The 23,930-nt window shown below is 52.6% G+C and carries 17 protein-coding genes and 1 tRNA gene; 8 read left to right on the top strand and 10 right to left on the bottom strand.

Annotated features, from left to right (window positions below):
- Positions 1 to 1,107 (bottom strand): relaxase/mobilization nuclease domain-containing protein (locus AB8B75_RS22385; RefSeq protein ID WP_405365482.1); only part of this gene is annotated, 1,107 nt, incomplete at its 3' end.
- A complete protein-coding gene (locus AB8B75_RS22380; protein ID WP_405365480.1) occupies positions 1,101 to 1,301 on the bottom strand; it encodes a hypothetical protein in 201 nt (66 codons plus the stop codon). The genes AB8B75_RS22380 and AB8B75_RS22385, both read right to left, overlap by 7 nt.
- Between AB8B75_RS22380 and AB8B75_RS22375 the strand changes: the two genes are divergently transcribed.
- On the top strand, positions 1,281 to 1,649 hold the full coding sequence (locus AB8B75_RS22375) for a hypothetical protein (protein ID WP_405365478.1): 369 nt from the start codon (positions 1,281 to 1,283) through the stop codon (positions 1,647 to 1,649). The two genes, AB8B75_RS22380 and AB8B75_RS22375, sit on opposite strands and share 21 nt — an antisense overlap.
- A 1-nt stretch (position 1,650) precedes the next feature.
- On the opposite strand, the gene AB8B75_RS22370 is transcribed toward AB8B75_RS22375, so the two are convergent.
- Complete coding sequence (locus tag AB8B75_RS22370; protein ID WP_405365476.1) at positions 1,651 to 3,756, bottom strand: amidohydrolase family protein; 2,106 nt, start codon at positions 3,754 to 3,756, stop codon at positions 1,651 to 1,653.
- A gap of 871 nt (positions 3,757 to 4,627) precedes the next feature.
- Here AB8B75_RS22370 and AB8B75_RS22365 point away from each other — a divergent pair.
- Positions 4,628 to 4,858, top strand: a complete 231-nt coding sequence (locus AB8B75_RS22365; protein ID WP_405365474.1) for a transposase — start codon at positions 4,628 to 4,630, stop codon at positions 4,856 to 4,858.
- Between the two features lie 1,149 nt (positions 4,859 to 6,007).
- A complete protein-coding gene (locus tag AB8B75_RS22360) occupies positions 6,008 to 10,120 on the top strand; it encodes an AMP-binding protein (protein WP_405365472.1) in 4,113 nt (1,370 codons plus the stop codon).
- A 1,364-nt stretch (positions 10,121 to 11,484) separates the two neighbouring features.
- Here the strand turns inward: AB8B75_RS22360 and AB8B75_RS22355 are convergent.
- Positions 11,485 to 12,117 carry an MSMEG_1061 family FMN-dependent PPOX-type flavoprotein gene (locus AB8B75_RS22355; protein ID WP_405365470.1) on the bottom strand — a complete coding sequence of 211 codons (633 nt, stop codon included), beginning with the start codon at positions 12,115 to 12,117 and terminating at the stop codon, positions 11,485 to 11,487.
- Between the two features lie 980 nt (positions 12,118 to 13,097).
- Here AB8B75_RS22355 and AB8B75_RS22350 point away from each other — a divergent pair.
- The 3 genes from AB8B75_RS22350 (at position 13,098) to AB8B75_RS22340 (ending at position 16,808) form a co-directional block, all read left to right on the top strand.
- Positions 13,098 to 15,665: a CHASE3 domain-containing protein gene (locus AB8B75_RS22350; RefSeq protein WP_405365468.1), complete on the top strand. Its 2,568-nt coding sequence runs from the start codon at positions 13,098 to 13,100 to the stop codon at positions 15,663 to 15,665.
- Positions 15,666 to 15,728: 63 nt separating this feature from the next.
- Positions 15,729 to 16,193, top strand: a complete 465-nt coding sequence (locus tag AB8B75_RS22345) for a chemotaxis protein CheW (protein WP_405365466.1) — start codon at positions 15,729 to 15,731, stop codon at positions 16,191 to 16,193.
- Positions 16,194 to 16,544: 351 nt separating this feature from the next.
- Positions 16,545 to 16,808: a hypothetical protein gene (locus AB8B75_RS22340; protein ID WP_405365465.1), complete on the top strand. Its 264-nt coding sequence runs from the start codon at positions 16,545 to 16,547 to the stop codon at positions 16,806 to 16,808.
- Between the two features lie 447 nt (positions 16,809 to 17,255).
- Here the strand turns inward: AB8B75_RS22340 and AB8B75_RS22335 are convergent, their stop codons facing one another.
- A complete protein-coding gene (locus tag AB8B75_RS22335) occupies positions 17,256 to 18,881 on the bottom strand; it encodes a hypothetical protein (protein ID WP_405365463.1) in 1,626 nt (541 codons plus the stop codon).
- 44 nt (positions 18,882 to 18,925) lie between these two features.
- On the opposite strand from AB8B75_RS22335, the gene AB8B75_RS22330 reads away from it, so the two are divergent.
- A complete protein-coding gene (locus tag AB8B75_RS22330) occupies positions 18,926 to 19,453 on the top strand; it encodes a hypothetical protein (RefSeq protein WP_405365461.1) in 528 nt (175 codons plus the stop codon).
- A 478-nt stretch (positions 19,454 to 19,931) separates the two neighbouring features.
- Here AB8B75_RS22330 and AB8B75_RS22325 read toward each other — a convergent pair whose 3' ends face one another.
- The 4 genes from AB8B75_RS22325 to AB8B75_RS22310 form a co-directional block, all read right to left on the bottom strand.
- On the bottom strand, positions 19,932 to 20,150 hold the full coding sequence (locus AB8B75_RS22325) for a DUF1289 domain-containing protein (protein ID WP_405365459.1): 219 nt from the start codon (positions 20,148 to 20,150) through the stop codon (positions 19,932 to 19,934).
- A 100-nt stretch (positions 20,151 to 20,250) separates the two neighbouring features.
- On the bottom strand, positions 20,251 to 21,510 hold the full coding sequence (locus tag AB8B75_RS22320; RefSeq protein ID WP_405365457.1) for an imelysin family protein: 1,260 nt from the start codon (positions 21,508 to 21,510) through the stop codon (positions 20,251 to 20,253).
- Positions 21,511 to 21,771: 261 nt separating this feature from the next.
- Positions 21,772 to 21,948 (bottom strand): hemin uptake protein HemP, encoded by a 177-nt coding sequence (hemP, locus tag AB8B75_RS22315; protein WP_405365456.1) that lies wholly within the window; start codon positions 21,946 to 21,948, stop codon positions 21,772 to 21,774.
- Positions 21,948 to 22,088 (bottom strand): hypothetical protein, encoded by a 141-nt coding sequence (locus AB8B75_RS22310; RefSeq protein WP_405365454.1) that lies wholly within the window; start codon positions 22,086 to 22,088, stop codon positions 21,948 to 21,950. Before AB8B75_RS22310 ends, hemP begins: the two co-directional genes overlap by 1 nt.
- 590 nt (positions 22,089 to 22,678) lie before the next feature.
- Between AB8B75_RS22310 and AB8B75_RS22305 the strand changes: the two genes are divergently transcribed.
- On the top strand, positions 22,679 to 23,716 hold the full coding sequence (locus AB8B75_RS22305) for a tyrosine-type recombinase/integrase (RefSeq protein WP_405365452.1): 1,038 nt from the start codon (positions 22,679 to 22,681) through the stop codon (positions 23,714 to 23,716).
- A gap of 73 nt (positions 23,717 to 23,789) precedes the next feature.
- Here the strand turns inward: AB8B75_RS22305 and AB8B75_RS22300 are convergent.
- Positions 23,790 to 23,873 (bottom strand) — tRNA-Tyr (locus AB8B75_RS22300).
- Between the last annotated feature and the right edge of the window lie 57 nt (positions 23,874 to 23,930).

Below are 23,930 nucleotides of genomic sequence, written 5' to 3'. Positions count from 1 at the left end.
GGGTCCAGCACCAGCCATGTCCCGTCCTCCCTGTCGATCCGCTTCAAGCCCAAGTCCGTCAGTTCCGAGCTGGCTAGCATCAGCGTCCAGAGCAAGCTCGCGGCCATCATCGAGGCGATCCCCGCCAAGAACGTCCCCGTGATCAGCCAGGGCGAGATCGTCAGCCAGCTCTTGTTCTGTCGCAGAAAAGTGCGGGTATCGATCTCGATTGTACGCTGCGCGTTGGTCGCAATGCTGTTCAAATCGGTCCTGAAGTTCTCCAGCTGGGATGCCATCGAGGCGGCGTAGTCTTGCCGGATCGTGTCCAGCTCCGCGTTCAGCTTCTCGCTCAGCCGGGTCGGCTTGCCAGTCTTCATGGAAAATTTCTCCTTTCAAACGCCAGTGCTCGCCGGTGTCGGGGTCTTGGGCTGTAAGGTAGGCTTTGCCCGCACGCGGGATGTCAAAACCCGCATCGACGAGGGCGTCGAGCATGCTGGCGCGGTCGGTGATCAGCCCGACGCTGATCTGATCCTGAATCCACCCATGCAGCTCGTCGCGACCTTGAGCACGCGTTGGGGTCTCGATAATGTCGCGGACCTCTTGCGTGCGTTCCAGCTCCATAGGATCGGCCCAGCCGTGGCGTTGGTTCATGACGTCTCGCAAGCTGTCGAAGGCCTTCTCATACCCCGGCGGCGCGATGTTGAGGCTATGGCCCGAGGTCAGTTTCAAACGCGGCGTACAGAAGTGAAGCTCGACACGGTCTTCGTGGGTATGTCGGACCCAGAGCATGTCATATTGCGTCGGGTCCAGCCCCGCGAAGGCCAGACGCTCGAAGTGGTCCATGACCTCGGCTTGCTGTTCCTCGGTCGGGGCGTCCTCGGCGGCAAAGCTGATCACGCCTGCGCGGTAGGTCCACTGGTGGCGGCTGGCGTCGATCAGGGCTTCGGTGCGGTCGGGATTGCCGCGCAGGACCTCCGGCAAAGTCTCCCGCGTGACAGTCATGGGCTGGCCGTCTACATCGCGGATCAGGTCGCGGTTGTCGTCGTAGGCCAGCACCTTGTCCGCGACGAGGTAGCCGACCGGACCCGCCCCGGCGCCTTTGCCATTGCGGAAGAACTTGATCAGCATCGGCGGGCGGCCTCGATGATCTGGGCAAGCTGGCGTTCGATTGCCAGCAGGCGGCGGGCACATTCCGTCGCGACGCCAATGGTGACGGCGTCTACTCCGTCAACATCATGGTCGACCGTCGACGTATTCATCGAGTAATCGGTCGAGAGTCCGAAGGCGTGGCACGGCAGCAGGTGGAAGACTTCGTTGGCCAAGCCAGAACCGATGCCAGGCGTCTGCGATTAGAATTGCCCGAGGGACGAAAGACGCCACTTGGCTTTGAAGAAGCCGCAAACCGCTATGTCCAAAGGCTCCGCGATAGTGATGGTAAAAATATCGACATCAAAGATCGCCAACTAAGACAGCACTTGGTCCCTTTCCTTGCTGCCAAGCCGTTGAGTGCCATCGAGACATTCGACATTGAACGTTACAAAAAAGCACTCGCCAAAATCCAAGCCCGTGTCAGACCGGAAAAACATCGACGTCTTCGACAATATCCGAACTTTTCTGCCGTTCGCACAGATCAAAAGACTGTTGGCTTCCCTTCAAGACGTTTGTTGTAAACTATTCTGTGCTGGCGTCGGCCTTGACAAGCGATGCAGTTATAATGTCGCTCAACGTGCGCGCGACACAGGCACCCGAGTGAGGCACATTGGCGAACAACGACGGACGCGTCTCACTGAAAGACCTGATGGCCCCTTGAGTTTCGTTTGCGACAGTGAACCTGCGTAGAAAATCCGCGTAGGGGTCACTGCCGTCATTGCGTGGACGATAGTGCAAAAGCCCCTCACGCTGACTGGCTTCATAAATCGTCTGGCCTTCCTTGATTGTCTCCAAAACAGTTATGGTGTCGAGCGTTTCGGGGTCGATGGCAGTGGGATCATCCGACAAGATGACAAGATCGGCCAGCTTTCCCGGATCCAGAGATCCTTTGCGATCCTCTTCGAAATGCTGGTACGCAGGCCAGATTGTCATGGACTTTAGTGCCGTCAGAACGTCAACCCGTTGTGCTGGGCCGATAATGTCATTCGAGCGCGAGCGACGGGTAACGGTCGCATCAAGAATGCGCATGGAGTCAGGGAAAGCTACGGGCGCATCGTGGTGGCTGGAGAACATCATGCCGCGTTCTCGGACCCACCCTGTGGGCGAAATATTGTCTGCAGCGACTGGGCCGACCGTACGGTCACGGTGCCAGTCACCCCAATAGAACGTATGCATAGGAAAGAGTGACGGAAATACGTCAAGCCGGTTGTAGGCGTCCACTTGATCTTCACGCAGGAACTGTCCGTGAATCAGGACAGGTCGGCGGTCCGCAGACCCATAACTCTCTGTCGCAGTATCGATTGCGCCTATCAGAATGTCCGATGCACCTTCGCCATTGGCATGAACGAGGATTTGCACATCGTTTTCGAACGCCCAGTCTACGGCGTCAAAGACCTGATCGCTGGAAGCCGAGGAATACCCGGCGTAATCCGCACGGAAGCCTTCGGGTGGTTTAAAATACGGGCGGTCGCGCAGTGCGGTAAACCCCTGCGGCGAGCCGTCAATGGTCAACTTTGCACCGCCAACGCGAAACCGGTCGGTATAATCGCGCGCATGGTTCTCAAGAACATAGTCGCGGTCCACAAGCACATCCGGATATGTCACCACATCGATGTCCAGCCCTTCTTCGGTCGCAACAGCCTTCATCAGGTTTGCCACAACCGGGATGGAGCGCCCCTCCTGCGCGGTCGTATATCCGTAAGAGGTGATCAGTTCGACACCAGCCCGGAAAATCGCGCGGTTGGCGGCCTCATCAAGCCCTCCGAGCAGGTTAGCGATCACGAAATTGGCGGCGTTCTCTTCCAGCACGCCGTTTGGTTCGGTGCTGCCTGCGCGTCGCCGGATCACGCCGCCGGATGGGTCTGGTGTGTCTGCAGTAATACCCACAAGTTCCAGCGCCTTGGAATTTGCTACCCCAAGATGGCCCGACTGGTGGACTATGTAGACTGGAAACTCTGTAGAGACGGCATCAAGCTCGCCACGGGTCGGGTGACGTTGTTCGGCAAGCTGCGCATTATCATATCCGAAGCCGAGGATCAGACCTGCGCTGGCGACGCGCTCTGGCTGAGCGTCGGCAAAGTCGCGCAGGACTTGTTGCAATGTGGGGATATCGTTGACCGTGCCATCGGGGGCGGGCAGCATGTTAGCTGACAGTGCCTGAATGCCAATCATTACCACATGTCCATGGGCATCCACGAAACCGGGGATCATGGTGCGACCGGCCAGATCGATGATTTCCGTCTCCGGACCACTGAGCGCAAATACTTCTTTAGCGTCGCCGACACCAACAATAACGCCATCTTTTTCGGCCAGAGCTTCTGCCCGCATCGCGTCGTCGTTCATTGTCAGGATCGGGCCACCCATCCAAATACGATCCGCCAAGGCCGTTTCCGTACTGCTTTGTGAGGTTGATGCGTGTTGCTCACGAAAATAGGCCCATGCGTCGATCTCGCGCCCGCCGTCGAGGGTGCAGATACCGCGCTGACCGTCCGCGTCCTCTACAATAGAATACTGACCGCCTTGGTCGACACAAAAAGTGGCGGCTGGGTTCGGAGTGTCCGATGCATTTGCAATGGGTGCGAAGCAGATCGCAATCAAGCTGGTGACTGCGGACAGGGAACGAAGCATAATTTGGATCCTATCTTTTGTTGTCGTTGGCGGGACAGCTTGTTTCTTGAGAGCCGGATACCCGTTCTCTTCAATGGTCCATTGGCGGTATAAACAATCTTGGCAATTCCGCCGGAACTGCACGAGCCTGTCAACCTTCGAAAGCGACCACATCAACTAGTCAATCCGAATTCGATGCAAAAAAAAGCGGACGTTGGCTCCCGTAGCAGAAAAGTCAAAGTGGGGTCTGGTCTGACGCTTGTCGCTCTCGGCTAAAAGATCCGCTGTTGGGATTCTGTCCAGACATAGCACGTCCCGCTTTCTGCAAACAGCAGGCGTTGTGTCGGACAAAAGTCAATGATGGCGTGCCAAAGACGCTCGGCAAAGATGTGACTGAAAAACTAGAATATGTTCCAGTTGGTTCATCGTGGACCGCACCGTCCGACCGGCAATTCCTGTTCATGTTATGAATCGATTGTGCAATTGCTACTGGCATCCGCTGCCGGTCAGGCGATTTTCCTGTCAAATCCACTGAGAGGGGTGCCCGACTGAACGTGGCAGACCGAAACCGGATTTATTGACGCCTTGTAGTCAGCAAATACACATATGGCCTTCCATTTTATCGGCAAAGTTAGATTTATGCTCGCGACGGCGTCGAGCCATTGATCGGCAGTCGCTGCTTGCAGCAATAAGAGGTTGGATCGCTCAACCATTTCAGTTTGGGTCGGTCGATCCACAGCTTGGCTTGAACCGATAACGGATACGGTTGAACGATCCGTTCGATGAGGTGAGGCCATCTTTGCTGACGATGCACCAGTCAAGATGCAACAGCCGGGCGCAAGAAGACCGAGAAAGCGCATGTCGGGACCACTGTACCGGATGAACTATAGACTTGGTTGAATGTTCAGCGGCCAAGACCTTAGGCAAATCGCCATTCGCGCAGGCTATCCGTTTTGTGCTTGGCTGTGTGCCAACAGCGCGCGGATATCTGGACCATGGCTTTCTGAGTCTTGATATCAACGCCGCTGAACGCACGATCAAAACGGTCGTGATCGGTGGCAAGAACAGGATTTTCCCAGGCTCACAAGGCGGCAGGAACGCAATGATCATTGCCTACACCTGATCGAAACGACCAAGCTCAATAACGTATGTCCACAAGCCCGGCTCACATGCGCGCTCGCCATCATTTCAGATCAAACAGTCGCATGCATTGGCGAGCTCATGCTCCGGTTTTACGATATCAAAACAACACTATAGAGGTAGCCGTGTCACTCCCGAGTACCCCCACAGGACGTGCACACTTGAAAAGGGGTTTCCTCGCTTAAATCTACGCGATTTCGACGGACCTTGTGCCCTGCCAGAAAAAGGTTTTTGCGGAAATGACTTTGCAACAATTCAATGTCTTAGATTTAAATGGCAAATCTCGTTCGATCGGGTTTTGATGCTCATAAAAACCTCGGGTTTTGATACACTGTTGTCACCCGCTGGCTTCTGTGTTGCAGGCTTTTCATCTGTTCTGGTAGGAAAATACACATCGAGCACCGTTTTTCGTTTAGATTGATTGATCCCGGTAAACACTGCACAAGTGGGTCGCTGACATACCATTCCCGGTGTCTTTTGAGAGAGGCTTGATCAACGTCCGCATCACCGGTCACTATTTCGGGGGCAATTGTGGCATTCCGAGCTGACGTATTTTCTGTCTTGAGAACATAGCATTGGCATGCTGCCGACAACTCTTTAATCTACCGATATTCTTCAAGCCGGAAAATACTAGGTCCCAAGTGTCTGTATCATAGACAATAGGCTTGTCGTCGGTTTCCGCGCTAAAACGCGGTCTTAGCGCGTTTTCATGAAAGAAGTTGAAGGCACAAAACCGCTTATTGAAAAAATACAAAAACTTGCTCAACGACAAGCTTTGTCCGGCAGTGCTTTGATAAATTCATTTCTCGATTGTACCTTGTCGTTGAAGGAAACAGGGCTCAAAGAGGAGTGTCGGTACGAACCATAGTACAAATAGTATTTTGGACATGATCATAAAAAAGGTAACTGGAACCTGAAAATCGCGACAAATGCTATGATCCAAACAAAGACGTTCGTTTCTGGCGTTTGTATGAACGTCAATTTTGCTGCGATTCACTAATATGAAGTATTTGAACGCTAAACTTTTACAACACCAATTTGAGTGACTTTAAAAAAAGGTCGTTCTTTGAGCAAAACAGACTTTTGCAACTGCCCCAATTGATGACATTCGACCTTCACAAAGCGACTTTTTATGCAACAAATTTCAAGATCAGGAGACATGTTTCATCCTGGTGCCGTTAACGGCGAACGGCGTATTGCGGCCAGCAACAATCAAGCGCGTTACGTCAAAGCCGAGATTTCCGGGGTCGGGACATACATGATCCCGCTCGGCCATCTAGTCCAGGGGGCCTTTGACGAAGCCGCGTTCAGGTCGGCTGCGGATGAAGTGGTTCGGCGTCATGATGCGCTGAGGACGCGGTTTGAGGTGTCAGACGGGGGCATCTATGCCTTGGTATCGCAAGTCCCGACGTTTGAATATCACGTTACAGCATTTTCAGATCAAAGCTTACCAGCATTTCGTCGATGGGCGCTTCCCCTGGTATTTGCAAACGTTGATCCGTTGCGTGCGGGCGCGCTGATCCGTTTTCTTGCGGTAGATTTTGGTACCTGTTGGCGCTTCACGATCGCCGCACACCATGCCATTACAGATGGATTCTCCCGTGGCGTGATGAACAAAGAGCTGCTCAAGCTTTATGCTGGCGACACGCTGCCCCCAGCACAGTCGTATTATAAATTTTCACAAGAGCAGGCACTTGATAGAACGTCCGCGCGCGCTTCAGACGATCTGGTTCGCGCACTTCCGAAACCAATGCGCCTGGCGGGCAATGGCGTGGAAGATGACCAGTCTCCGGCCGAAGGTCGCGTAGTTGAGCGTAGCTTCGAGCAACAGCAAAAATCTTTGCGGGTGTTGGGTAAATCCATTGGTGCAACTCAATTCGGAGTGCTGACCGCAGCCTACGCGCTTGGACTGCATGGTTATTCCGGTGAAGCCAATATCTCCAGCTTTTTCCAAACCGAGGGCCGCAAAGCTCTGGGGGCTCCTAGTTCTGTGGTAGGACCGTTTTCAAACACTCTGCCATTGGATCTCAGTGTTAATCTGGACCAGGATTTTGCGGGTTTTGCATGTGCCTTGTCAGCACAAACGCGCGAGACCGTTGCCTTGGAAAACAGTCCGGTTCTGGACAAAACCCTTGCTGCGCAAAAAACACCAAATGTGTCGATAAATATGTATCCACCTGCTGGTCGGATTGTTGCTGGAGCACTGGATGTAGGTCCCAGAGAATTTCTCGACAGACGCACGGAATATGATCTGAACCTAGTGTATTCGACCGATCACGGCGTGTTGAATGCTCGGGCTTTCTACAACGCTGCACAAGTATCACAGGCCCGCGCTCAGCTGTTTCTGGAATTCCAATCAAGATTGTTAGACGCGGCCATAGAGGCGCCGTATCTGACATGTCGGCAACTTCTTTCAAAAGCTCGATCCTCCCACCAAGCCGTTGTCGCGCAAAAGACCCTTACACCCGACCCCAAGCATAGGATTCACGAGAGCTTTTTTGACTGGGCAGAACGGACACCCAACACGCTGGCAATTCACACATCAGAAGAGACCATCTCCTACCAAGAGCTTGCCGCGCGTGCGCGTTGTATTTTGGGTGGGCTGCAACAGGCCGGCGTGAAACAGGATGACCGTGTGATCATCTTTGCCCAAAGACACCCAAATACCGTGGCCGCCATGTTAGGAGTAGCCGCCAGCGGCGCTTCTTTTGCATTAATCGACGCGACCTATCCTGTGCCGCGTATCCAAAAGATGATGGCGCAGATCGGGACCCGCTTCGTTGTTGAAGCGGGTGCGACCTTGCCGAACGAGATTGCAACACTGGCGACCCGCATCATACCAATGTCACAGACTGAGCCATTGCCGGGTATCGTCAAAGGATCACCGCGGGATGCTGCCTATTGCCTCTTTACGTCAGGTACCACGGGTGAGCCTAAGCTCATCACGCATCCCGACAAAACGCTCCAGAGATTTGTCTCATGGCAACACCGAACCCTAGCCTCGCCAGATCGCATTGCCACTCTCATGATGGCAGGTCTGGCCCACGACCCGATGCTCCGAGATGTCTTTTTACCTTTGTCCCACGGCGGCATGATCGCAATTCCCACGCCTTGCGAGATGTCCAAACCCAACGAGTTGCGCTCTCTGATCGCAAAGGCTGGCTGCAATGTCGTGCACTTAAGTCCGAGCTCCGCGCGTCTTTTGACGATGGGTATCACCTCTGACGCCTCTTTTGGTGATGTAAAAGCCTTGTTTTGGGGTGGTGAACGGTTGCCGAAAAAGACCGTTGAAGAATGGCGTGATCGGACGCCAAACGCCCGTCAATTCAATGTCTTCGGGGCCACAGAAACACCGCAGGCTTTCTTAATTCATGAAGTTGTTGACGCAGACAAACAGCTTCGCGACGTTCCACTGGGTAAACCCCTTCCCTACAACGGTGTACGATTGGTGGACCAAGATGGTTCTCCGGTGTCAATCGGGGAGATTGGCGAGATTGTGGCTGAATTGGCGGATCCTGTTGTAGGCGTCAATCAGCTCGGCCCACGAAGAAGTGGCACTGCTTGCGAGCATTTTACAGGCGACCTCGGATACCAGATGCAAGATGGTGTTGTCTACTTGGTTGGTCGACGCGATCATCAAGTTAATCTAAACGGATTCCGCGTAGAGCTTGGCGAGATCGAAACAATCACCGAAGCCGCGGTCGGGGTCTTGCGCGCTTGTGCTCTCCTATTTGATGAAAAACTAGTACTCTTTGCGCTGACCGATCAGGCGGACGTTACAGACAGGTCGATCAGGGCGACGCTTTTCCGCAATCTGCCCGCTTACATGATGCCGACGCAAATCGTAACCTTGAGCGAATTCCCATTTACAACAAATGGAAAGATAGACACAGAAGCGCTCGTTGCTAATTTTTATGAGGCAACAGACCCTAGCAACAACACCGAAAAAACCGCAGAACCTTTAGGCACGACTGAGAATGCGATCGCCGCTATTTTCATGAAGCATTCAGGGCGCAACCGCACTACGCGCGAGCAATCGTTCTTTGATCTAGGTGCCGATAGCCTGTCAACGATCGAAGCCCGGCTCGACCTTGAAGCTCTGGGAATAGAACTGCCCGATGAATGGCAATGGTTGCCGGTTTCTGAGCTCGCGGGATATTACACCCCCAAATCGAAGGACAAACTAGCGCCATCGACATTCTTTGCTGGCAGCAGGATCGAAACTTTTGTGCTGATCCGCTGTATGGCGATCGTTGAGATCGTCACTTTTCACACTGGTTTTCAACTAACAAGCGGGATGTCGATTGTTCTATTGGCCCTTGCAGGATACTCGTTCAGTCGGCTGCAGTTACCGGCCATAATAAAAGACGACCACGCGGGACGGGTTTGGGCCCTTTTGGGTCGGCTCTTGGTGCCTTTGGTGCCAATCACTCTGATATATCTCAGCTTTACCGCCGATTTAAGGTTCGAGTTTGATTTCAAGGAGAATGCGTCAGTACTGTTTTTTTACCGCAATCTGGATGCATTCATCGATATTGTCCTGCTTAAGCAAAACCACCCTTACGTAAAGTTTTTTTGGTTGTGGTTTTTGCACGTCTACATACAGATGTTCTTGTTCATCGGGATATTGCTCTGCATTCCAGAAATTCGGCGTCGGTTGAAAGCCGATCCTTGGCGAAGCCTGGCGGTATTTATTATTGCATTAGAAATAGTAGGCGTAATCGTAGTTTTCGCGGCGTCACTTTACCATGAAGATTTCAAAGAGGTCGCCATTCTTTTGGACGTCTCGCCCTTTGCGGTTTTTCCTTTCCTTGTCATCGGCGCGCTTGTCGCCACCGCAAAAACGCGCGAGCGGCAAGTGATCAGTTTCGGGTTTGCTTTGTTCCAATTTGGACTGGCCAACCTTCTATACACCGAACACTCCGAGTTCTGGTGGGTGGCCGCCTTGCTTGTTTGCACCATGTTTCCCTATGTTACGCTTCCGCGAATGGTTTCAAAAATCGTGGCCACCATTGCTGCCAGCTCGTTGATGATATATCTGCTTCATACAGCGGTTGGGGGAGTGTTTACCGCGTTCGCCGCAGACACTGACGCGGTTAGACTTGTAAGCATCGTTATCCAGATCCTATCCGGTGTGTTCCTCAGCCTGATGATGCGCCCTGTTTTTCATTGGCTAGGGATAAATAAGATTGCCAATGCCAGAGTCACATTCAAAGCAAAATCTAGGCAAGCAACTCAGGTATAGTTACATTGGGCGCAACTCCTTGCTTGGCATGCAAGCAACCTAGGTCTCCATAAAAATTGTCGCGGTTGTAGTCCTCAAAACTGCTCACACGCTTCTCCAATTTCTCAAAACGGTCAGTTAGATCCGGGATGTGCGTGCGACGCACTGGACCGTTTGGGTCAAGTTGAATGTGAAAGTCAAACCTGTAGAAACTTTTGACGAGTGATTGAGCATAATCGCTTCGAAAAGTTCGTTTTCCTCTGTGTTCAGGTCACGGCCTTGTTCGCCGCAAAAGTTGGTAACACAGGCGCAAAGACGATCTGAAGTACATGCATGGGCGATTATCAGGCAGGAACTGAAAGGGTGGAGCGATTTATGGAGGAGGCATCTCGGGGATAAGGGTACGATCCCCTACGTTCACCGCAAACACAAATTTGGTGCCGCCCGCTGCGAACGGCGTACGTTCGTCCGAAGACTCAGCGTCGACCCTGAACGATCAATTCGACTGGCGGAAAGCAGGTGCTCTCCGCCCAGCCCAGAAAACTGTCGATCACCTAGCCGAAGTGGTCATTTACTAATTGGGCCGCCTCGGCGCTCAAAGTAGAACTTTCAAAAGTCTCAAGTAACTTTCCATCGAAGTGCTGTTCATACCAAGCCTTTATCTCGTCGCTGTGCTTCGCATATTTTTCCGATGACATCATGCCCCAATGCTCCCAGTACCACTTCTCACCGTTCCAGATTACTGAAAAATCAGGGGGGTACATTGTTCCGTTAGGTGCAATCAGTGGCGTTTCGTACCCCCGTGGATCGATGGGCGCGAGAAGACTTTGTCCGATAAGGACATTCCGTGGGCATACGTTTTGCGTAAGTCGCGAGCAAGAATTTGCGCCACCTCATCACAGCACGCATAGCGGTTCCCTGAGCTTTTTGGGACAGCATTTTGGTTTCAGACGACAGACGTCCCAGTCGGGTTTGGATGCGCGAAACTTGATAAACCCATCTGTCCCGCCACTCGCCGTGCTCGGTTTGGAGGACTTTCCTGGATTGGTTTGCAGCACGCAGTTGTCACAGCAGGTGTCGCTGTCAATCGTTGGAACATTGGTAAAATCCTGATTTGAGAACGTGCCTTCGGTAAGTTTGGACATATCCAAGACAGGATTGTGGGGGTGAGTTGCGCCAGATGGTTCATCCACAAGATGCAGCCCAATGCCATAACGGGCCCTTGCCATCGACAACACAAACCGCGCAGGACCGCGGCGATATATCCAAGCCAGCACAACACACCGCGCGCAAATTTCCATGTTCACAGATCGCCTATGATCCTATCGGCAGCTCAACCTCAGTTCAGGGCCAGCCCAATTATTCATGGTTTGAGCCGATAGTCCTCACTCATCATACAATCTGTTTTCTTCGTTGTTGCGTAGATGGGCTGTCATTTCGTCGTAGTCTACATCAAGTTTTCCATGCGCGATCAAAGCCTCAGCATAGGTGGGCAGGCTTGCGAGTTTGGGGTGTTCTTCAGATTGCCAAAGCCTTGAGCGGATGATGGACTTGCCACAGTGGAAAAACGCTTCTTCGACATGGGTCAGAACGGCAAAATCAGGTATCCGACCGTTGATCGCGCAGGCTTCACGCACGGGCAAGTCTCGGACTACCTGCGCGCGCCCGTTCACGCGCACTACTTCGTTACGGTGTGGCACGAGAAAAACCAATCCAATGCGGCCCGTTTCCATGATGTTCTGGAAGCCATCGTATCGGTGATTTCCGGGGCGGTCCGGGATGGCAAGTGTCTTGTCGTCCAGAATTTTCACAAAACCAGCTGGGTCACCCTTGGGCGAGACATCCATGTTCCCGTTCCCATCCACTGTCGCCATTGTTAGGAAGGTACTCTGCTCAATCCAAATACGTATGTGTTGGTCAATTCTGTCGATGAACTTTGACGTTTGACTTACAAAGGGACGACGCATGTCCCGATACACATCATCAATTCTAGTCACCACGTCTGTTGGTTGATACATCGCCGATCTCCTTTGCCCAGAAGCCTATCGAAACGAGTAGCTTCTGGGAAGCTGGGCGAAGATAGCGGCATAATCAACGCAATTCTATAAGTTTTCGCTGGAGTATCGTCTCCTTCAAGATCACCCGCCGTGGTCGATACTTTGGATCCGACCAACAAGCCGTTGGCGAAGAGAGCGGTTTGTAGTGCAAACTGTTTTTGTTTGGACCTCTTTTAAACTTTAGCCGCGCGGATCACGAGTGGCCGAATTGGGAAACACCGCCCTTCGCTGACTTGCAAGAATTGGTCAGTCGCGGGACAAGGCGTTCGTTTAGGAAACGGTCGGAAACGCCGACAATGCGCAGGTATTCTTCCCTCTGCTGGATTTCATGGCCGGCGCGACTGACGCCTACGGCCTGAACCAATGCACCAATTCTGCATCAAATTTTCCATAGAAGACTTCACAAGCTCAACCCGGATCCGGAAATCTTCTGTCTCAAAAGTTGCATGATGGTCACTAGTTTCAACTCCGCCTGTTTCGAGACCCGTGTCTACCGTCAGCCCGTTCAACTGCAAGACTTCTGGCAACAATCAAGACACCGACTACAGGGAAGTTTTTGGATGCGCGGGAAGGCGGCAGCGGAGTTCCGCGACACGGCCGTCTTGCTCAACGAGCATTGGCAGACCCGAGCAGCGCCCGATCTGCTGTTTGCCGAGTGGCAACAACTAACGGCTAGCGGTTTTTTTGCATGTCCATGTACCGTTCTTTAGTAAAACTTTCACAAGTTTGCTGATGCCGAGCGGACCCAACGAAGGATATCGGGTCTTTCATATAGAGAAGCTCTCCATACGGACTTGCGTTTCCCGCACGTCACCCCTCCCAGCGCATTAAGTTCTTGATGACTCATTAACTTTTTGCACCTAGTCGTTGGCGTTGATTAGATAAGACTGGGAGTCAACACGTTGGTACAAAAAGCAGAAACCGTCAGAAAAGCAGCCAGGGTGAGCCTGTCTAACATCAATACCAAGCCTAAGGTTCTGCTCAGTGTTGCTGTTCCTCTGCTCTTGACGCTCTGCATCGGGGCTGTCGCTTTGGTCAATCTGGAGCGGATGAAACAGACCCAGGGCTGGGTCGATCACGCCCAGCGGGTGCTGGCATCGGCCAACGGGATTGTGGCCGCGGCGGTGGATATGGAAACCGGGATGCGGGGCTATCTGCTCGCCGGGCAGGAACAGTTCCTTGAACCTTATGAAGGCGGTAATGCCGCGGCCTTCGCGGCACTGGCGGAAATGCGCGAAACAGTGAGCGACAACCCCCCGCAGGTCGCACGGATGCAGGAAGCCGAGGACGTTCTGCGCGAGTGGCAGACCAAAGTGGCGGAGCCGCAGATCGAATTGCGCCGCGCCATTGGCGACGCGCCGACCATGAACGACATGGCCGCCGAAGTGAAAAAAGGCGCGGGCAAGGTTTACTTTGACAAGTTCCGCAGTTTGATCGCGACCTTCATCGAGAATGAAGAGACACTGCTGGTGGAGCGGCAGGCAGAGTTCGAAACGCTGCTGTCGCGCGGAACGGCCAGTGAATCCGTAATTCGTGATGCTCTGAATTGGGTGACGCATACCAACGCGGTCATCATCAAAGCTAAGGATATTCTGGCTGCCGCCGTTGACATGGAAACCGGCATGCGCGGGTTTCTTGTCGCCGGCTCTGAGAACTTTCTTGAGCCCTACAATGCGGGTCAGATTACATTCCAAGAGTCGATCAGCGAGCTGCAGAATACGGTCAGTGACAACCCCCCGCAGGTCGCTCGTCTGGCCGAAGCAGAAACCACCATCAATGAGTGGCTGACAGATGTGGTCACACCCATGCTCGACCTGCGCCGTCAGATCGGCGATGCGGCAACCATGGATAACATGGCCGATCTGGTAGGTGAGGCCCGCGGCAAACAGTACTTTGATGGCTTTCGCCAGCTGATGGCCGATTTCTCCGCCATCGAGGAAGAGTTGATGATGTCGCGCCGGGCCGCGAATGTGCAGACACGTTCGATGACTGTCACCACCATCTCAATCGCCCTGGTTGCTTCACTTTTCATTGGTCTGCTCGTTGCATGGATCGTGGGCTCGAACATCGGCAATGCAATTCAAGGCCTAACCAAACTGATGGGTAGACTGGCGGAAGGCGACAATAGCATAGAGATCACCGGACAGGGACGCGGCGATGAGGTTGGGGAAATGGCCCGGGCTACGGAAGTGTTCAAGCAGAACGCCATCAAGGTCGCCGCACTGACCGAAGAAACCGAAGCTGCCAGCAAACGTGAGGTAGAACTGGGTGCTGAACGTGAAAGAGATGCGCAGCGAAGGGTTGATGTGGCCGAAGAAAAGATCAAATCTGATGCCGAGGCGGCAGCGGCAGAGCGTGACGAAATGATGCGCAACTTGGGCGCTTCATTCGGCAGTGTCGTCGATGCCGCGATTGATGGCGAGTTCTCCAAGCGTGTCGAGGCAAGATTTGCCGATCAAGTCCTGAACGAGCTTGCCGAGAACATCAACCGACTACTGAGCGTCGTCGATCAGGGTCTTTCGGAAACCGGACAAGTTCTGGAACGCATCGCCGACGGCGATCTTTCCAAGCGTATGGAAGGCGATTTTCGTGGCGCCTTTGGACGCCTACAGGGCAATGTCAACGACATGACAGGGTCTTTGAAGTCATTGATTGGCGATATCTCCGGGAGTGGTATGACGCTGGCGTCTTCATCTTCGGAAATGCGTGACACGGCAAACAATCTGTCGAAACAGGCCGAACAGAACGCGGCATCGCTAGAGGAAACGTCCGCGGCACTTGAAGAGCTGACGGCGAGCATCAAGCAGGTCAGTGGCAATGTTGAGGAAGCCAGTAAAAACGCCCGTTCAGCCCGCGACACAGCTCAATCCAGCGAACAGGTCGCCGCCGATGCTGCCAATTCCATGGAACGCATTGCCGATGCCTCGAAAGAGATCGCCCGCGTTGTGGGTGTTATCAATGACATCGCCTTCCAGATCAATCTACTGGCGCTGAACGCCGGGGTCGAAGCGGCGCGGGCCGGTGATGCGGGGCGTGGCTTTTCCGTCGTGGCCTCTGAAGTGCGGCAACTGGCTCAACGGGCGAGCGAAGCCGCAAAGGAGATTGATACCGTGATCACAAAGAGCGACGAGGCGGTGTCCGAAGGTGTTACGAAAGTCACCAACGCGCGGTCCTCACTGGAAACCATTGCGGAAAGTGTCATCAAGATCTCGGACGGGGTCGATGAAGTATCCTCTGCAATCACCGAACAGGTGTCCGGTATCAGTGAAATCACTTCTGCTGTTGGCCAGATCGACCAGAATACGCAGAAACAGGCGGCATCTTTCGAAGAGGTCACCGCCGCAAGCAGTGTCCTGGCAAACGAAGCCGAAAGCCTGCAGCAGTCGACGGCACGGTTCCGTACCGGCGAGCCCGGCCAGGTCGTCGCGATGAAAAGACAAGCCGTCCAAGCACCTGAAACATCAACAGACGTGAAGGTCGTCGCCGGCGGCGGTTGGGAACAATTTTGATCTTGGTGGACCAGTGGCCGCCGGTGACCCATCTTTCCCACCTAAATTTTCGAAAGGCTTAAAATGACCGAAAACGAAGTTTCCGACCAGTCTGATACAATTGAACTGCTTTCGTTTCGTGTAGGCGGTGAAGACTACGCAATCGATATCGGCTGCACCCGCGAAATCCGAGGATGGACAGCCCCATCCTCGCTACCATCTGCACCAGACTTCATTCTTGGCGTCATAAACCTAAGAGGCGATGTGGTTCCCTTACTGGACCTTGCAGCGCGTCTGGGGCTGTCCGCCGACGGGGACAACGACCGAAATGTGATTATCGTCGCAAAGTTTCAGGAAACCATGATCGGTCTGGTAGTCGATGCCGTGTCTGACATAATCGCGCCATCGGAGCGTGAGATGAAATCTCCGCCAGACATTACCCAAGATGGCGGCGTTTCATATGTTCAGGCATTGACATTCGTTGATGAAAAAATCATTCGGATCCTCGATTTAGCAAGTGTTCTTCCACCCATTCATGAGGCAGCTTAGACTAGAAGAATTCAAGGTCTTTTTCTGCGTATTTGGATTGTTGGTGAAATGCACAGCATCCAGGGCTTTTGGCCTGTTGCAAACCTTAGGCGACGGCACTTCACACGCTGACGTTTCAGGGCCTTAACAGGCCCCCGGTCTGCTCCGAAAGAAGTATGTTCGATTGCGTACCCGGCGACTTTACAGTATCCCAGAGCTGTTTTTTTCCTCATCAACTGCGATCTTCTTTTTTATTTTTTCGAACGGTGTCTTTTCGAATTCTGGCGCAAACGACGCTTTGGAACGTTGACCTAGTTTTGGCGGATTGGCACTGAAAGTTGTGTTGGTAATGGCAAATGGAGGAGTACAAATTTGATAGACTCTGGCAATGACCGCCCACCACATTGGAAAAGCGGCTTGAATTCTGAGCTGACCTCCACGCTTTTTGCAATGAAGTTCGATGCTGTGAGTAATTTATTTGAAGTCAACGCCACCAAGTCGCCCAGCCGAATGTTCAACTGGTTTATTCAAACTCCTTTGCGCGACGCCTATTTGGCAACCCTGCTACAGAAAGAACTCAAGTCTCAAACTACTGTAAAATTGACATTTAACAGACTGAAAATGATTAATAATTAGCGCACCATGAACTTTCAGGGTTAGCCTTGAAATTGGGGGCCAGCAGCAGGCCTTGATACACCTCGAAGTACGCATCAGTGCAACCTACCACAGACGCAATCCATACTGCGTCGTTTTTCTGAAACCGATATAAGCATCAATGGTTTTTCTAGCTGCCAATGCTGGACCCTGTGATCTGACATCAATCCAGTCGGGCCAAGTATTTTGCGACATATAGTGACTTCGACAACATGCACCGGTGTTTCTATTGTGCACTCGTTAGTATCTCGCCGTAGCCTTAACCTAGTGCCGCAAGAGGCTATTCTGCGAAAACGCCGTCGCATTTCGAGGACATTGCCCGTTCTTTTCCGCATCTTGGCTGGTAGAAAAATCGTACTTATTTCGATTGCCACGACCTCAACCGCGCCTGGCTACCTAAGCCGAAATAGAACCTTGCATCTGCGATCTCTATTCGCCCAACGAACTCAGTCTCGCCCCCTCAAGTTGCTCCAACAGATCGGTTTCCAACTCTTGTTCGTAACGACGGCCTTTAACGTGCCTTACCAGGTCTTCATGCTCCTCCAGCCCCACAGTCATCAGCAGACTTCTATAATCCTGCGCTTTCCTCGTTAAGTTGCCTCGTGTCGCTGCAAGATAGTTTAGGAGCAGCTGAGACACTGCTGTTTTGCTAACCAGCGGTTCTACTGCTTTCAGAGCTTCCGCATCAGTGCCAATCATGGCAGCTCTATACGCGCGCGAAAGGAAAAACGCGCTGGGAGGTTCCGGCGACAATTCTATTGCCTCATCAACCAATGCTAAGCCTTCATCCCAACGACCCAAAAACTCCGCAGCACGGGACCCAACATTGTAAAGGGTTGCTGGATGCTTAGGAAAAAGGCTGAGCAGCAAAACAGAGATGCGCCGAAACTCCTCTTCGTCAGGAACGGGGGCTTCGGCACTGTTGATCAGGGCCGCATTTAAACTGGGCATTCGCAACGGCGCATACTTAAGTGCCTGCGTCACAGCATTTTTTGCATCTTTCCACGGGTCGGCGCCAGTTCGGGCATTCGTCCCGAAACGCGCCTCATCAATGTAGGTAATGGCAAGTCCAGCCCATGCATCACCAAATTCTGGAAATGCATCCACAGCCCGCAAAAGACACTTGCGGAGCTCCAAATGACCCTTGTCAGTCGGCGTTTCGAGATAGCGATGCACACCAAGATAACACAGATAGGCGTCCAGGTTTTCAGGAGAATTGTTCGCGTTTTTGCGTTTGGCCAATTCAGGCGCAATGCCATGATTCGACGCTAAATTATAGGCAACTGAACTTGCAATCTGAACGACTATTCCGCGCAGGGCTTCAACATCAAGCTCGATGCTTTCACTGTCGCTCCATACAAACTCTGTCGCCGGATAGGACACCAGTCTCATTTGAGCCTCCAGTGTTTTTTCGTCCCAGAAAACCTCCCCGTCCAGTACGTAGTCGATGTCATCGGGTTCGACATCTTCAATGCCATCAAACGGTACGATGATCGACAACCACGGGTAGGCAGACAATGCCATCATGAGCTCAGCTGCCAGACCCACTGCGATCCTAGTCGCGTCTGAACCGCCGCCGTGAACTTGGGGAGTTTTCACTGCGATTTGCACAACCTCGTAGGGCAGGCCTGCGCTTTGTAACTCGGCAAAGTCTTTGATGCTTTCGTTTTCTTGGAACATAGGTTGACGCAAGAGGAAAGCGGTTACGACAAAAACCAATGTGATTGAAATCAGCAGCGTGGCTCTGGCGGGAACAGCCTTTGACCGTTCTGGGGTGGTTTCAGGGGTCGCAAATGCGGGCCTGTAAGTCCCTTTGGGTATTTCAACTCGCATGTCTGCCATTTCAGCATGCTGCAAATTGTAAAGGCGCAGGGCGTCACGTAGTCGGCCAATTTCTGAACGGACGATGCTATCTGTGCTTGGATCAAAAGATGCATCCCGCCCCAATACGTCGATGGCTATTGTGTAAGCCTTGATCTGATTGCCCTCACCAGAAAGCTCTTTGTCTACAAGATACTGCAACAGCGCAGAACGCCGATCGCTATTTCCAAGCACTCCCGACTCAACGATTTTCTCGACTAAACTGTTGGCGTCGGCGCGTGATATTTTTGATCTTTGTTTCACGTATATCTCTAATTGCCCAACAGTTCTTACTGAAACTAAAGGTTTTTTCTGATCGCTTTCGTCATTGTGCTCACTGTCTTAGCTGCGCACGTGCTGTCTCGTCGACTTCGATTAAGCATTCTTGCAAAGAAAGTGTAAGAGGGGAACCTAGAATGACTAGTGATGAAAAAGCCGACAATCCAAAATCGAAAGACCCAAAAGACATCGAAAGGGCAGAGCAGTTGTACCGTATAGCTGACGAGAATTTCGGCGGTTTTGCAGACGCAGAGGCTGCTTCACCCAAAGCGCCAGAATCTAACTCCGCACAGCAGACAGTGAAGGTCAACGACTTGGAAACCGATCCCGTTGCCAAAGACAATTCGCGTAGTCTTCCCTGGATTCTAAATGTTCTGGAAGACTTGGCGCGTTTCGCTGAAGATCAGAACTGTTTGGAGCTCAAAGACATCCTTTTAGAAACACAACGCAAAGCCGCAAAATTAATTGGCCAAATCGAGAACAAGTAGCGGGTACCGGGGCGGAAAGATGCCGACCGTTCGCTTCTTCGTGTACAGAAAGCGGGTTGAACAAACGGGGATTCTGGATGTCGCATAGACACAAAACTTTAGAAACAGCGCTAATTTTTTAACGATTCCAGTCTCAAAAAACGGGTGAGCCAATGGTGTATCATTGTGCCTCCATTGTGCTGATCTGATGAGTAGATTTCTACTTTTACATCCAGCTTCAGATGGACCATGTCCGAAAAGAATTCGCCGGCACTCGCGAAAAACCGTCCGAACAATCTCGATCCCAGCATTTCTGAAAAGTAGTGATTATGCAGATGACCGATGCCGTGACCCCTGCATCAGGCGTAGTCGAACGAGACAACGTAAGTTGAGAGCGCATTCTCTATGCGCTGTTGACTAACTCTATGCGCTGTTGACTAAAGCCTCAAAAGAGCATTTCCCGACCGCCCTATTTCAACAAATCCTTGATCTCATTATTTCACTTGGAAAGCTTCTTACGATAAGCTGCTTGCCAGTGTTCAAACCGGCCCAAGCGGTCTTGCTGAGACGCAAGCATCGTTACAAAAGCCTGACGATGGCTGTTTTTTTTCAGGGACTTGAACAGCGACTTTTGCGACTTGGTCATCGAGCAACCGATGCAATGCCCCTGGCGCTTGAACTTGCACACATCGATACAAGGGCTTGGCATTTTCGACATCAGTTAGACCTTGCAATCATGGCTAGGACGGAAAGAGGCGATACCTCTGCGCACGCAGGCCAGCCCTTGGGGAACTCGCTAGCCTGCGCGCGCATTGTGCTTATTGGAAAACGGCAGATGGATCGTCGAGGCTGTCGGAGCCTTCAAACGCAAGCTGATCCACGCCCAACACTGCGACGGCCCGTTCAATCGAACGGGTCTGATCCACAAGAGCATCGACAGCCCCCATGATCAAAGCTTCGCCTTTTTCATTGCCGCGCTCCAACATCATATCATATGCAAATCCCGCCTCGGCTGCCGATTTCATCTCCGACATCTCAATCATTGTGGCATCGAGTTTGGCACGCAACTCCCCGTCAACACTACTATCAGCGGACGCGACATGGCCGGACAGTGAAGGCCCAGAGATAACCGTGCCATCAATCGATGTATAGCTTCCAAGATAGACGTTTCGAATACCTAGCGCGTCGTAAAAGTGGCTGTTGTGCGTGTTGTCGGAAAAGCAATCATGTTCTTCTTCGGGATCATTCAGCAGCACGCCCAGTTTCATGCGCTCGCCTGCCTGCTCGCCGTAACTGAGGGAACCCATACCCGTAAGTATCGTTGCAATTCCTGCGTCTTCGTTTGCAAGGAGCTCTGCGCGCGCATCACCGCTCTCTTGCCATTGCGCAACCATCCAACCCAGATCAGAAACCAGCAAATCGGTTGCTGCTTTCAAGTAGTCACCGCGCCGGTCACAATTGCCACCTGTGCAATTGTCACCCGCAGCATAGTCCGTCCAGGGTCGTGCTCCCGCCCCTGCCCCATGTCCGTTCAAGTCCTGCCCCCAGAGGAGGAATTCAATGGCGTGATAACCCGTTGCGACATTGCTTTCCACTTCGTCAGCCTCATGCAACTGGCCTTCAAGCAATGCCGGCGTGATCGCTGCGGCATCCACCGTTTCTCCCGAAAGAGTGAAACTTGGATTGGCGATAACGTTAAGTACCGCGTATTCATTTTCATCTGTGGCTCCGCCGTAGGAGGCATCGACATAGTCAATCAACCCTTCATCCAGCGGCCAGGCGTTTACCTTACCTTCCCAGTCATCCACAATGGCATTGCCAAATCGATATACTTCGGTCTGCTGGTAAGGTACCCGCGCTTGCAACCATGCCAATTTAGCCGATTGAAGCGCCTCTGCTGAGGGGGCATCAATCAGCGCTTCAACCGCCGTTTGCAAGCTTTGGGCAGTCGACAAGCTGTCGGTATATTTGGCGAGTGCAATGTCCGCGTAATTGTCCAAAATAGCAGTTTTGTCGGCAAATGCTGGGCTAGCCATGACTGCTGCTGCGCCAAAGAGGGCGGTTAATATAGGTCGCATGTTGGTTTTCCTTGTGGTTTATGACTCGCATTCGTAAGTACGGATGTCAGTCTTGCAGATTTTGATGTTTTTCCGCGTTTGTAAGCTGCGTCCGGCAACTCCGTCCTTGTCCGCTTGCAATGTCCGCGACTTCCCGAAGCGTGTTGCTGACGCGAATGCCAAAACGCTATGGGCGTTTGTTTGCTGTAAACTAGAGCCGTCATTAGACCTCAACTGATCTTTTGCTCAAGGTTGCGTCTTCTTCTGTGCTTGTGCTTGGGATCATTTCGTAAGGATCAATTTTCCAGCGCGCGTAATGCGTAAAAAATAAGTCTGTTCGTCCAGTACGATTTTTGCTTGTGTACCCGCACCCACGATTTCGCGGGCATTATAGGCTGGCAGCGGCTCAACTTCTGGCGCCGTTTCGATGAGCTTCGGCGGCGATCGCGTCAAGGCCATCATTTGCTCCGTTCCAAACGATCAAACAGGTGTTCAAGTGTGAATTCAGGTGACATTGTTCCGCTCAAAGCGAGTTGAACCAATTCATGCCGAAAACAGATCAAATCCTTGAGAAATTCCGACTTCCGATATTGCGTCATCTGCGTCTCCAGTTTGGACGGTTCCGGGCTGATCCAAAAGGGTGGCTAGGAAGACAAGTTGAGTGGGTTTCTAACGCCACGCGCCACGATAAATTCACGCCGATACGAACCGGTCGGTAAGATAGACGAGATAGCATTCTCTTCGACTCTTGCAGCATGGACGTGCATTCAATTAAATGGTTACTAAAACAGTAAGATACTATTTTGAGAAATTTTGCAACCTTCCTGAGTATTTTTATCGGAATTAAATTTGCCGAATAGCAAAGTGTCCAAAAATGGAGCAGCCAATGCGTGCGACACCGGGGATTCACGGCGGTTGGATTGACGGTTCCTTAATAGACGAGTGCTGGACGCCGAAGAGTTGAAGAAAATAGCTAAAGAGGCTCTGGACGCAGAGTGGCAGGCCACCATTGAAGAACTGATTGGGCCGATCAACAAAGACGCCGTGCCCGTGAATTTGGGTGAGGGTAAGACGATTATGGTCGCGTGCTTTGGGACGTGCGTGCTTTGGACGCCGCGATTGATACCTTGCCGGGCGATGACGACTCGTATGATGCTGGGGGTTCCGACGAAAATGAGTGGAATACCGTATGAAACAACTCCGAAGACCGCCCAAATACTGTCAGGGCTTTGAAGACAGGCACGGCAAGGTGCGCTGGTACTATCGCCGCCCGGGCTATCCGCGTGCTGCGCTGCCCGGCTTGCCTTGGGGTCCCGAGTTCATGGCAGCATACGAACTAGCAGCCCAAGGCGAGAAAGTCGACATCGGCAAGGTCAAGAGCAAGCCCGGAACCATTGGGGCGCTGTTGGCCAGCTACTACCGATCATCCGACTTCACTAGTCTGTCAAATGTGACAAAACGTACTTATCGCAATATCTTAGAGCGTTTCCGGGTTGAGCACGCCGATAAGCGCGTGGCCATGCTTCAGCGCCAGCACATCCAAAAGCTGGTTAACGATAGGGCCTCGACCCCCGCCGCCGCAAATCGCCTCCTGAGGATGATCCACATCCTAATGCGACACGCGGTCGAAATGGGGTGGCGGCGCGATGATCCGACTCTTGGGGTGCGCAAGCTGAAAGAGAAGACCGGCGGCTTCACTACATGGGAAGACAACCACATTGAACGCTTTCTTGCGCATCACAAGCCGGGGACTCGAGCGCATCTTTCCATGATGCTTTTGCTCTACACGGGGCAGCGCAGGTCCGATGTGGTGCGGATGGGGCGGCAGCATATCCGAAACAATGTGTTGACGATTACACAACAGAAGACGGGGCAACAGGTTTCAGTGCCGTTGCATCCAGAATTGAAACGCGTCCTAGATTCTCTGCCGAACGACAACTTGACGTTTCTGGTGTCTGACCGTGGCGGGCCACTGAAGCCCGAGAGTTTCACCAACTGGTTCAAGCGCATGGTGCAGGAAGCCGGTATGTCTGGACTTTCACCGCACGGTCTTCGCAAAGCAACATGCCGAATGTTGGCGGAAGCGGGCTGCACGCCGCACCAAATCATGGCTATCAGCGGGCACAAAACTTTGTCCGAAGTCACCCGTTACACGGTCGCTGCAAGCCGCAAACAACTGGCGGAAGGAGCAATGGCCGCATTAGATAAGACCAAAGAGGGAATGTAATCTGTCAAACCTCATGCATAAGTTTGACAATTTGCTCTGTAAGTAATTGATCTGATTAAGTGGAAAATGGAAGTGGTGGGCGACCCTGGAATCGAACCAGGCGTGCGTCTCCGCGAGGGAGTTACAGTCCCCTGCCACACCTTGCGGCCTGTCGCCCACGCCGCTCTAGCATTGCATGAACGGTGAAGGCGTGATTACAAGCGGTGCCGAGAGG

Origin of the sequence: Roseobacter sp., from assembly GCF_045106495.1 — a bacterium.
Lineage (GTDB): Bacteria > Pseudomonadota > Alphaproteobacteria > Rhodobacterales > Rhodobacteraceae > Roseobacter.
This window is presented reverse-complemented; position numbering and strand designations above follow the sequence as displayed.

What these genes read in the sequence shown, in the direction of transcription:
- AB8B75_RS22325 (WP_405365459.1), bottom strand. Translation starts at nt 20,150, where the DNA reads ATGTCGAAAATGCCAAGCCCTTGTATCGATGTGTGCAAGTTCAAGCGC.
- AB8B75_RS22370 (WP_405365476.1), bottom strand. Translation starts at nt 3,756, where the DNA reads ATGCTTCGTTCCCTGTCCGCAGTCACCAGCTTGATTGCGATCTGCTTC.
- AB8B75_RS22360 (WP_405365472.1), top strand. Translation starts at nt 6,008, where the DNA reads ATGCAACAAATTTCAAGATCAGGAGACATGTTTCATCCTGGTGCCGTT.
- hemP (WP_405365456.1), bottom strand. Translation starts at nt 21,948, where the DNA reads ATGGCCTTGACGCGATCGCCGCCGAAGCTCATCGAAACGGCGCCAGAA.
- AB8B75_RS22320 (WP_405365457.1), bottom strand. Translation starts at nt 21,510, where the DNA reads ATGCGACCTATATTAACCGCCCTCTTTGGCGCAGCAGCAGTCATGGCT.
- AB8B75_RS22355 (WP_405365470.1), bottom strand. Translation starts at nt 12,117, where the DNA reads ATGTATCAACCAACAGACGTGGTGACTAGAATTGATGATGTGTATCGG.
- AB8B75_RS22345 (WP_405365466.1), top strand. Translation starts at nt 15,729, where the DNA reads ATGACCGAAAACGAAGTTTCCGACCAGTCTGATACAATTGAACTGCTT.
- AB8B75_RS22310 (WP_405365454.1), bottom strand. Translation starts at nt 22,088, where the DNA reads ATGACGCAATATCGGAAGTCGGAATTTCTCAAGGATTTGATCTGTTTT.
- AB8B75_RS22305 (WP_405365452.1), top strand. Translation starts at nt 22,679, where the DNA reads ATGAAACAACTCCGAAGACCGCCCAAATACTGTCAGGGCTTTGAAGAC.